The 10,229-nt window shown below is 68.0% G+C and carries 14 protein-coding genes; 1 reads left to right on the forward strand and 13 read right to left on the reverse strand.

The features are described from left to right. Positions 1–63 precede the first annotated feature (63 nt). The 13 genes from ACFVVO_RS28860 to ACFVVO_RS28920 all read right to left on the reverse strand — a co-directional run bounded on the left by ACFVVO_RS28860 (position 64) and on the right by ACFVVO_RS28920 (position 8,769). Positions 64–1,437, reverse strand: a complete 1,374-nt coding sequence (locus tag ACFVVO_RS28860) for a tyrosine-type recombinase/integrase (protein ID WP_390058707.1) — start codon at positions 1,435–1,437, stop codon at positions 64–66. Then, entirely contained in the window at positions 1,434–1,628 is a 195-nt protein-coding gene (locus ACFVVO_RS28865) for a helix-turn-helix transcriptional regulator (RefSeq protein WP_390058708.1), read from the reverse strand. The genes ACFVVO_RS28860 and ACFVVO_RS28865 overlap by 4 nt, the downstream gene beginning before the upstream one ends. Continuing rightward, positions 1,604–2,923, reverse strand: coding sequence for a replication initiator (locus tag ACFVVO_RS28870; protein ID WP_390058709.1), 1,320 nt, complete (start codon positions 2,921–2,923; stop codon positions 1,604–1,606). Before ACFVVO_RS28870 ends, ACFVVO_RS28865 begins: the two co-directional genes overlap by 25 nt. Positions 2,924–3,051: 128 nt before the next feature. Then, complete coding sequence (locus tag ACFVVO_RS28875) at positions 3,052–3,309, reverse strand: SpdD protein (RefSeq protein WP_390058711.1); 258 nt, start codon at positions 3,307–3,309, stop codon at positions 3,052–3,054. Between the two features lie 14 nt (positions 3,310–3,323). After that, positions 3,324–3,518 carry a hypothetical protein gene (locus ACFVVO_RS28880; protein ID WP_333772390.1) on the reverse strand — a complete coding sequence of 65 codons (195 nt, stop codon included), beginning with the start codon at positions 3,516–3,518 and terminating at the stop codon, positions 3,324–3,326. A gap of 10 nt (positions 3,519–3,528) precedes the next feature. Beyond that, a complete protein-coding gene (locus ACFVVO_RS28885) occupies positions 3,529–3,720 on the reverse strand; it encodes a mobile element transfer protein (protein ID WP_390058712.1) in 192 nt (63 codons plus the stop codon). After that, the gene (locus ACFVVO_RS28890) at positions 3,720–3,911 is read right to left on the reverse strand and encodes a hypothetical protein (RefSeq protein ID WP_123436666.1); all 192 of its coding nucleotides are present in this window, start codon (positions 3,909–3,911) and stop codon (positions 3,720–3,722) included. The genes ACFVVO_RS28885 and ACFVVO_RS28890 overlap by 1 nt, the downstream gene beginning before the upstream one ends. Before the next feature lie 18 nt (positions 3,912–3,929). Next, entirely contained in the window at positions 3,930–4,559 is a 630-nt protein-coding gene (locus tag ACFVVO_RS28895; protein WP_390058714.1) for a DUF2637 domain-containing protein, read from the reverse strand. An 83-nt stretch (positions 4,560–4,642) separates the two neighbouring features. Further along, positions 4,643–6,013, reverse strand: coding sequence for an FtsK/SpoIIIE domain-containing protein (locus tag ACFVVO_RS28900; protein ID WP_390058716.1), 1,371 nt, complete (start codon positions 6,011–6,013; stop codon positions 4,643–4,645). A 5-nt stretch (positions 6,014–6,018) separates the two neighbouring features. Then, positions 6,019–6,369: a hypothetical protein gene (locus tag ACFVVO_RS28905; protein ID WP_390058718.1), complete on the reverse strand. Its 351-nt coding sequence runs from the start codon at positions 6,367–6,369 to the stop codon at positions 6,019–6,021. 126 nt (positions 6,370–6,495) lie between these two features. Continuing rightward, a complete protein-coding gene (locus ACFVVO_RS28910) occupies positions 6,496–7,224 on the reverse strand; it encodes a GntR family transcriptional regulator (protein ID WP_390058719.1) in 729 nt (242 codons plus the stop codon). Between the two features lie 89 nt (positions 7,225–7,313). Then, on the reverse strand, positions 7,314–7,751 hold the full coding sequence (locus ACFVVO_RS28915; RefSeq protein WP_390058720.1) for an ATP-binding protein: 438 nt from the start codon (positions 7,749–7,751) through the stop codon (positions 7,314–7,316). Positions 7,752–8,028: 277 nt separating this feature from the next. After that, positions 8,029–8,769 (reverse strand): GntR family transcriptional regulator, encoded by a 741-nt coding sequence (locus ACFVVO_RS28920; protein WP_390058721.1) that lies wholly within the window; start codon positions 8,767–8,769, stop codon positions 8,029–8,031. Positions 8,770–8,850: 81 nt separating this feature from the next. On the opposite strand from ACFVVO_RS28920, the gene ACFVVO_RS28925 reads away from it, so the two are divergent. After that, complete coding sequence (locus tag ACFVVO_RS28925) at positions 8,851–9,945, forward strand: DUF1152 domain-containing protein (protein WP_390058723.1); 1,095 nt, start codon at positions 8,851–8,853, stop codon at positions 9,943–9,945. The last annotated feature ends 284 nt before the right edge of the window (positions 9,946–10,229 follow it).

Genomic DNA, 10,229 nt, shown 5'->3' on the forward strand with positions numbered 1-10,229 from the left:
CGCGTAGTACGAACGACGAGGCCCCTGGCAGTGCCAAGGGCCTCAGACTCGTTCAAGCGAATTTCACTCGTACTCGCGGAGCAGGTCCTCGATGCGCCGGTTGGCGACGTCCTGCCGTCCGTCGAGGCACTTCGCGTATCGGGTCAGCAGGACCTCAACGCTGTTGCCGGCGCGCTCGGCAACTTCGGTGGGATCCACACCCGCATTGAGCCACGTCGACAGCGCCGAGTGCCGAAGGTCGTACGGCCTACTCGCGAGCGGCGAGGCGGCGACGGCCGGCGGAAGCGCCAGGAGCCGAGCCTCCTGCCACACCCGGTAGTAGGTCGAGGACGGGACGACCGAACCCTTCTCACTGAAGAAGAGCCGCCCATCCTCCGCCGTGCCGAATGTGGCCAGGTGCTCGCGCAGCACGGCGACGAGCTGGGGCGGGATGGGCACACGCCGAACGTCCTCAGCCGGACGATTCTTGAGCCCGCGGTCGTCGTGGGTCTCCCCCGAGTCTGTCCACTGCTTGCCGACCGAAGGACGGGTTCGGTGGAGCAGCGCCGAGCCCCAGCCCTGCTCCGGGAGGACAAGGTCAGTCTCGACCAGGCCGACCGCCTCAGCGGGCCGGAGGCCGCCGAAGTACATCGCCGCGAACAGCCCGACGAGGCGCCGGCCGCGAGCACGCCGGTAGCCGCCCACGTAGGACACTGCCGCCAGGAGGTTGCGTGCCTGCTCCGGATTGGCAACAACGCGCGGATCGACCTGGTTCGAGACCTTCGGCTTCTGCCAGCGAACCGCCGTGATCGGATTCTCCCGCAGTTCCCCCAGGTCGACCGCGTAGTTCGCGGCGTTGACGAGAGTCCGCCGCTTCCGCCGCACTGTCTCGGCGGCTGCCGCGGTGCCGTCGAGCTTCAGCGTCAGCCCGTCGAGCACCGCACGGGCCGTTGCCGGTTCGGCGAGATCCGCAAGCGGCCGACAGGCCTTTGCCACCCAGTGCAGAACGTTTCGGACGTTATCTGGAACCTCCCGGTCTTTGGGCCCTGGCAGCACGAAGGCCCAGTTGCGTAAGGCCTTGCGGATCTCCTCGTCGAACGGCCGCCCTGGCCGCTCCAGAAGAAGTTCCATGGTCACGCTCGTAAGAGATTCGTTGATGCCGTCGCGCGTATTGGGCGCAGCGTGGGGCCACTTCATCGCGAGGTACCTGAGGGCGAAGTCGTACCAGGACAACGGCGACTTCTTCTGTTCCATCGAGGCCGGGAGGCCAGTCTCCGTGTCGAATTCTTCGCCGCCCCGCATGGCACTCATGAGCTTCGCTCGGTAGTGATCAGCGAGCGCCTTGGTACGGAACGAGTCCGAGAAGACGTTGCCCGCCACAGACCAGCGCACTCCGTAAGAGGGCGTCTTGGTGTCCCGCTTACGTACGCCCCAGACCTTGACGTCGAGAGACTTCACGCCGCCTCCTCCATCTGCCGGAGCCACGACGCGAAATCACTACGCCACACCCGCAGCTCACCATTGGGGAGCTTGAATGCGGCCGGCCCCAGTCCCAACTCACGCCAGCGGTAGAACGTGCGGCGAGAAACACCGCCCAGCTCGTCCAGGACTTGGCGAACGGTCATCAGTTCGTCGCGGCGGGCGTCCATGTCGGTTCTCCTTCCGTTCCGGGGGCCGGTTCGAGGGATGCGGCAAGCCAGGCTCCGGCGCGGGACAGGCCAGTGCCGGCGAAGACCCAGTGAGCGAGGACGAGCGTGGTCTCGCCGTCCTGCGGTACGGGCGGAGCCGCCTGAGCCCGACGCCAGTCGGCGCGGGCCTCACGGAGCGCGCCCAGGGTGGTGGAGTAGCGGCGTGACTTGGTGGAGAAGTGGCCGCGGAAGCCGAGCATGTGGGCCCAGGCCCGGAGACGGAGGTCAGCCAGCTCGGGGCGTGCGCCCAGGGCCCAGGCAGTGCGGATCATGCGCCGTGCGTGTTCCGTGATCCGTGCTTGGGCCAGCTCGGCGAGGAACTTGATGGGCCGGTCCAGGGTGCCTGTGGCAGTTTCGGCGCCCTTGGTGGCGTACTTGGCGATATACGACGCTACAGCTCGCTCGGTCAGCTCCTGGCCGCCGTCGAAGTCAGCGGAGCGGATGGTGCGGACGTCGAGCTGACGACCGAACCCGAAGGCGTGGGCCCGTTCGCCGATCACCGGTCCATCGATTCGCGCCGTGGTGGCAGCAGCCCGGACGGCGTCGGTCAGCAGCTCGGCTGTGGCCCAGGCGGGAGGCGGAGATTCACCACCCTCCGGGCCGTCGATGCGGATCACGGCGTGGAAGTGGACGGCACCCCGCTTCTGGTATTCGGCCACCTTCGCGAAAGAGACCCGGGCGTGGTCTCGGAACGCCCGCTGAGTGAGGCCGGCCCGCTTGGCGACTTCGCGGCGGAGGTAGATCGAGAACCGCCGCCAGAGCGCCCCTGCGTGCGCGTTCCACAGCACGGCCGCTTCATAGTCGTAGGTCTCCAGGTCGAGGGGCGTCCCCAGGACTGCGTCACCTTCCTCGTGCTGGACGCCGCAACGGCAGTTCCGACCGTCAGAGCGCCGGTTGTGGACCGCGCCGAAGCCGGGAGCGGTGAAGGTGGCGAAGACGCGCGGGTGTGTGGCGACCCGTTCCGGAGTGCCCTTGCCGCCTCGGAGTCCGGCGGTGATGAGGTGGTAGGTGTCGCGGCGGTAGGTCTCGGCGCAGGCCCCGCATCGGGTGGCGCGGCGGTTGTTGCAGCGGACGAGCAGTTGGCCGGCAGGAAGGTTCGACGAGTCCAGGTGGTGCAGGACGCGGCCGATTTCGCCGGTCGTCTGGTCCACCGCATGTTCGGTGCGGTGTCCGTCGAGGCGTACCGGGCGGGTACAGCCGCCCAGTCCGGACAGTTGGCGGGCCAGTTCGGGCATGGTGCCGAGGGAGGCCAGCATGGAGAGTTCCGCCAGTGGCGGAGTCTGCCGGGAGATGATGGGAGTTCCTTTCGGCTGTTCCGACGGTTGGGAGGGACGGCCCCGGGGCGGCGGGATGCTTGGCGGCTTGTTGCCGCCCCGGCGGCCGGTCAGCGCTTGTTGGCGCTGCTGATGAGAGAGCGCAGGACCACGGCGGCGATGGCCACGGATACGGCCGAGACGGCGACTGCCGCCAAGAGTGCGGTGAGCACGATTCCGACGACGACCACGGCGGCGACCGCGCCGACACCGACGCTCACGAACGGGGCGGCCGAGCGGCCGACCGAGGAGGGCGGAACCTGCGTCGGCTGAGGCGCGATGGCGGTCGTCGGCAGGGTCGGGATGTCGGGCAGCTTGGGGCGGAGCACGGCGTACCTCCTTGTCACTTGTGGGTGCTGTCGACGACGCCGACCCCGGAGCGAGTGCCGGATTCGATGGCGGGGGCGAGGAAGGTGTGCGAGAGCCAGAAGCCGAACAACGCGATCGCAACGGCGACCCAGAGCCGGACACCGAGAAACTTGATCGCGGCCCAGGTGATGACGCCCAGGACGAAGACGAGCGGCAGTGAGACGGTCACGGGAGCTCCCTCAGCGGACGGCGCAGCGGTGGGTCCGGGCGGCCAGCTCGGCGGCGGCACGGCTGTCGTAGTCAGTGGCGAAGCCGCAGCGAGGAGCCGTACAGGCTGCGGTGTGCTTCTCGCGGCCCCGGCCGTCGTAGTAGGTGGCAACCTGGACTGGCCCTATGCGGATGACGTTGCGGAAGCGGCGATTGGCAGTCATCAGCGGGTCTCCTTCGGATCTACGCCGGTGAAGTCGGTGGCGTGCTCGGCCAGCCAGCGCAAGATCTCGTCGCCCTCGTAGCTGTCGGCGGCGAGAATCACCGGTTCGGCGATGAGCACGGCTTCGGTGAGGCGGTTCTGTCGGGTCAGCTCGGCGGCGCGTTGCAGCGCGCGGAGCGTGGACGGGCGCACGGTGGAGAGTCCTCCGGGTCAGGTGAGTTGGGTGGCGATGGCTTCGGCCAGCGGCAGCGGAACGCCGAGCCGGGCTCGAAGGGTTGAGATGTCGATCGGCGTTCCGGTCCGGGCCCGGTGTTCGTCGGCGACCTTGCGCGCGAGTGTGATGAGCGCCGGCGGAACCGCAGAAGCCGAGGGCGGAGCCGGTTCCGGCTCTGCAGCGGGCAATTGAGAGGTAGAGGCGGAAGCTTCTGATGCCATGGGATCCGGGGCCGACTCGCGCCCCTCCGCCCGGGTGACGGAGGTTGCACCGTGAGCGAGCAGCGTTCCGCCAAGGAAGGCGACCGCGGGCCATCCGGCTACGAGGATGCGCAGCCAGGCGGGTACGGCGCCCAGATCGAGCAGCCCGGCCGTGGAGACATTGGCGCCGAGCGAGGCGGTCAGGGCGACGAGGAACCAGCACCAGCCGGCCGCTTTTGCCCCACCGCACCGGAGCCGCCGCCAGGCGGCCACGAGAAGCAGGTCGACGGAGACCGGGTAGGCCCACGCCTTCCATCCGTGCTGTCCGGCGGCCGAGGCCAGATCGTGCAGGTGGGCAAAGGACAGCGCGGCGGCGATTACCGCTTGGACGAGTACGGCGTCGAGGCGGATGGGCAGGGCACGCACGGCGCGACTCCTTCCGGTTCCAGGCATGGAGGGGGTAGGGACCTGGCACGGAGCGGCCGTGCCAGCCGTGGGAGTGAGTGCGGTTACTCGGTGACCGGGCGAGCTGTGGCCATGGAGCCAGGCGCCACATCCGGCAGCGGCGGGACGTAGGGCCGGAAGGGATTGAGCGCCGGGGCGTCGGGCGCAAGGTGAGCCGTCGCACGACAGGTGGCCGCAGCGTCGGCTAGGGAGAGGTAGGGAGTACGGATGCGGGACCAGCCGCCGGAGGTGTCGCCGACGACAGCCAGGCCGGGCAGCTCGGGGGCGATGGCGCACGACGCTTGGACGGCCTCAGGGGCGATGTCACCGAGCGCCATCTTGGCCGACGCTTCATCGTTCACGCGGTGACAGACACGACCGGTGAGCTGCGCTCGGAGCATGGTCGCGCCCTTGCCGAGTTCGGCGCCGAAGCGCTGCCCGCAAACCTCGAGGTAGATGCCGGCGGCCCGGCCGAGTTGGGCGAGCCGGATGAGCTGGGTGACCATCTCGTCCCGCCGTTCCTCCTCCTTCCGCGCGGCGACCATGAAGAGCTCGGCAACCTCGTCGATGAAGAGAACCAGCGGAGCGGGGCGTTCGTCCTCCGGAAGTCCCCAGATGTCCGAGGTGATCAGTTCTTCAGCGGTGCCGGGCGCGATGCCCTGTCGCGTCTTGATCAGGTCGTATCGGTCCTCCATTTCCTTGACGAGCACGGGGAGCAGCTCAGCCGCTTGATCCGGGTCGGTTGCCAGGGCGGAGAGCCGTGACGCGAAGGGAGCCAGCTCAACCCCCCGCTTGCAGTCGATGCCGACCAGGACAACCGGTTGAGCAGCCAGCCCGGTCACCAGGTTCCGCAGGTACATGGACTTGCCCGAGAGCGTGGCACCGAGCACAAGCTCATGCGGAACGGTCCGGTAGTCCCGCACGAAGGCGGTCGCGTCTTCCCGTAACGCCACGGGCACCTGAAGCGGGCGACTGTCGGAGCGGGGCATCCTCACCTGCTGCAGGACGTCGAAGCCGACGAGCCGCAACTCGACGACACCCGGCTTCACATCCCGGACATGAACTGCGTGGACGCCCCAGGCATGCCGAAGTCGTTCGGCCGAAGCCGCCACGTCCGCCGGCTCCTGTCCAGGAACCAGCCGGAGCCGCATGCGCAGACCAGTCGACGTAGGCCGGATGATCCCCCGACGAGGAGGCACCGGCCGCACCTCACGGCGGGTGGTCGCCCGGACAGCCAGAGCCCGCCACCGGGACGGCTCCACGGTGAGGCCGCAGGCATCCATTGTCGAGGAGTACGAGGCCAGCAGCCGGGCCACCGAGAGCGGCAGCCCGACCGTGGACCAGTACACCGCCGGGTAGGCGTGCCGGGCGTAGTCGGCGCCGCCTATCACGGCGAGCGGACCGCCCAGCTCCGCCAACGTCATCAGGTCCGTCACAGCGATCAGCCTGCCTGGGCCGTCGGGAAGGCACCCGAAGCGATAGCGGTCGCCCGGTAGGCGATCCCGTGTCGCTCCTGGCCGTTGAAGACGCTCTGCCACGGCCGCGCCACCAGGCCCGGGAGCGAGACCGGAGCACCTACCGTCAGGCCCTCGGTCACTCCGCTTTCCGGAACGGTGACCTGGATCAGCGACGACTCGCCTTCGTCGATGTAGACGACGCCGACGGTCATCAGCGCCTCGCCGGTCAACGCATCCTTGGCGATCTCCCCGGTCTGCCGGTCGCGCACCTTCGGCGCCGGGGCCTCAGTAAGCAAGATCGTGGCGGCGGAGGCGTCAATGCGGATCACACGCACAGGGATTCTCCCTCTGAGAGTCGATCAACCTGTCGGCCTGACAGGTTGACTTAGCAAGTTCGAAGTTAGAGTTGCCAGGTTGACTTGTCAAGTTGCTACCGCCAGAGGTTCGCCCGAAGGGCGGCATCAGCTCAGGCGGTAGGTGTCTTCGAGTTCGTGCTGGTCAGCCGGGAGGAGCACGTCGGAGACCTGCAGGGAACGACCAGAGGCGTCGCAGGCGATAACCAGGACGCTCAGAACAGGGACACCGTCCGGCAGCCCCAGCAGTTCGGCCTCACGCTCTTCGGGCAGCCGAGCCGACACCCGCTCGATCACGTGATCAAAACGGATCTTTTTACGTGTCTCGAGGAGCTCACGGGTACTTCCACTCAAGGGCTTGTCGGAACCCAGTTCAGTACCTTCAGCCAAGCCGGCGGGAAAGTACGAGGAGACCAACTCGACCGCCTCGCCGCCCTCTTCGACCAGGAAGCGGCGCACGAGCACGTCAGTTCCCCTCGGGAGGCCAAGCGCAGAAGCGACCCGAGCCGGGACAGCCACGTGTCCGACTTCGATCAGCCGGCCCGCATCCTGCGACTCGTCGCGTTCGAGCGCCTCGCGCCCCCGCCGGTCTTTGTGCTCGACGACCTCCGGACGACCGCGGACGATCGTGCCGTACCCCTGCCGGGACTCGAGCCAACCGTCCCGCTTCAGCAGCTCCAGCGCCCGGACGACGGTCGGGCGAGACATCCCGAAGGCCTGCACCAGCTGATTCTCGCTCGGCACACGAGTACCCGGCGCGTAGGTGCCATCCTCGATACGACGCTGAAGCGTCTGCGCGAGGCGCACGTACTTCGGTGGCTCCACTTCATACGCCATGAACGCCGCCTGTCGGGATTGGCCAAGTCAACTGGTCAACCAGACTAGCGACACTTGCACACCGACAGTAGGAGGGGTGGGCTATCCCATCACGCCGGCCAGGCATCGGCCACCACGAAGGAGACGACAGTTCCACCGAAGTAGCTGGGCCCCGAGTGCCAGGAGTCGGCGATGGAGTCGACCAGAACCAGCCCCCGCCCGTGTGCGTCGTTCGCGTCAGGGTGCCGCAGCCGCACGTTCGCCGGAAAGCCCGGGTTGTGCACCTCGACGCGGAGCGAGGTTCCCTCCCGGAACCACTCGACTCGTACCATCCAGGGGTCATCCGACGTGCCGTAGCTGATGGCGTTGGTCACCAGCTCAGAAATCATCAGCGCGCAGTCATCGACCGAGCAGCTCGGGTTGTGAGGAGCGATGAACTTCCGGAACCAGCGCCGGGCCCGCGGCACGGACTCCGGAACGGGATGCAAGGTCATCGCTCCGAGTCGCGGTGAGTCCTGGCACGGGTATCGGTCGATCGTGTACGCCATGGGTGCTCACTCCTTGCCGCTGCCGTCGCAGTCGAGGCAGCGCCGCTTCGACGTGGCACGGCTGCGGTCGTTGGCCGTGGAGAGCGCCAGCTCCGTCCGAGAGCCGACGCGCTTCCACCCACGCCCCCGACACCCCCGGCAAGCTAACCGCGCACCCTGCGCCGGCCGACGACTCGTCACGTCGTGCCCCCTTCTCCTCAAGTGGCCAATGCCACTTTCTGGATAGTGGCATTGGCCACTTGTGGAGTGCAAGCGGTTCGCCGTAACTGGCGAGTCGTCAGGTGAGCGGGTATCCCTGTTCGAACGCCCAGCGGTGCGGCGGGTAGGTGGCTTCGGCGAACTCCAAGGGCCGATCCTGCAGGTCGAAGACGACGTGATGGACGATGAGGACCGCAGATCCCAGCTCCAGCCGCAGATCGTCTGCCTCCTCGCCCGTCGCAGCCCGAGCGCACATGCGGTCTTCGGCGTAGCTGCCTTGACGCCCTGTCATCCTCTCGACGTACATGAGCGTCCCTTCCTGGATCCGCTCCGGATCCGTGAGCTTGGGCGCTCGCTGTCCGACCTCCGGAGCGAACCAGGAGGTAGACAGCGTGATCGGACCGTCCTGGTTGTTCGTCACGCGACGGCGGTGCACGGCTCGACGATCCTTCACCAGACCCAGTGCCTCGGCCACGTAGTCCGGTGCCTCCAGCCAGCCGGCCGAAGTAATCACCGCGTACTCCCCCGGCGTATAGATCTTCCCAGTCTGCCGCGCCCGTCCGTACAACTCTCTTGCGCGCCGGTTCACTTCCAGACTGCGCACATAGGTTCCCGAGCCCTGACGCTTCTCGACCAGGCCCTGATGACTCAACGCCTCCAGTGACCGCGCCGCCGTAGGGCGGGACACCTTCCAGTCAACGGCGAGCTGCCGCTCCGAGGGCACCTCGTCCCCCGGGCGCAGGTCGCCCCGAAGGATCTGATCACGGATGTAGTGAGCGATCTGAAGGTACTTCGGTTGCGCCTCCTCGATCTGAGGCATCTTCCCCTCCTAGTCCAAGTGGCTATGGCCTTTAGCCACTATAGAGTGAGTGGCCAACCTGTGAACCCGTAGTCTGAACGCATGACGCGGTTGATCGTCGCAGCAGGAGGAGGGGGCGACGCAGTCGCCGCCGCAATGCTTCACGCCGCTCTCTACGGCGGGGAGGACCAGGCGGTGATCCTCACGTACGCCTGGGACCGCCTCCTGATCGACCCGCTACCGGGCCCGCGGCGGCCCGCCGACTTCACTGGCCTGCGACGTCTCACCCCGGCCGTCTGGGCAGTACCGGCGGGGGCCCGCCCCATCGCACCCGCAGGCTCCACGCTCCCCCGACTCGCATCGGAGCTCCCGCACACCTTGGCGCTACTCGACCCCTCCGGGGGCGCCGAAGGCCTCACCCATCAGCTCGAAGACCTGGTGAGCCACATGGAGCCCGAGACGATCGACCTCCTGGACGTCGGTGGGGACATCCTCGCGCGGGGCGACGAGCCGACACTCAGGAGCCCACTAGCTGACGCACTCACGCTTGCCTCATGCTGCCAGGTGAACGCACCGGTGCGACTCCTGGTCGCGGGTCCGGGAATGGACGGCGAGCTCAAGCCGGAAGACATGAGGGACGTGCTGGGTGCCGTCGCCCACACCTTCACCGCAAGTGACGCAGACGCGATCAGCGCCGTCCTGGAGTGGCACCCGTCCGAAGCGACGGCCCTCCTTGCGGCAGCGGCCCGGGGCGTACGAGGCACATGCGAGATCCGAGACGCAGGACTCCCCGTGCCGCTCACGGATGAGAGCCCGCGGGTGCACGAAGTCGACCTGGACGACACCATCAGCCGCAACGAGCTGGCCCGAGCCATCATGGCAACAGCGCACTTGGATGAGGCCGAAGCTCATAGCCGCGAAATCTGCGGCTCGTCGGAAATCGACTACGAGCGCAACAAGGCCCTATGGCTCGACGACCGAGAGCCGACCAAGCTGGACCCAGCCGCTATCTGGCCGCAGCTCGAGGAGTTCGAGCGCGAGGCCCGGGCCCACGGCATCAGCCACACAACGTTCCGCCGCATCACTGAGGCACTGGATCTCAGCGGCTCTCAGCGCGACGACTTGCGGCGGCTGCTCATCGATAGCCGGCCGCAGCAGTACGACGCGCCCTTGTGGCGCATCCCAGACGGCACTTGAGTAACAACTTTCTTCACGGGTTCAAGGCGGCTCGCTCCGCTCCCCGCGCGCGGCCCGACCCCCGGCCGGGCCTGCGCTCCTAATGGCGCCGGAAGACGCTTGGCGGTGCCTCATGGCCGAGCATCCTGGGCGGGTGGGCATGTGGTGATCCGTAGTCGCTCCTGAGGCCTGACCTCTCAAGACAGAGCCGGCCCCACATGCCTTCCCGCTCTGTGAAGCAGCGCCGGGGGTGGCGGGGCCGGTCCGCGCTCCTGCCTTCGTCCCGCGCGGACCGGCCCCGCCAC

The organism is Streptomyces sp. NPDC058145 (genome assembly GCF_042884245.1).
Taxonomy (GTDB): Bacteria; Actinomycetota; Actinomycetes; order Streptomycetales; family Streptomycetaceae; genus Streptomyces.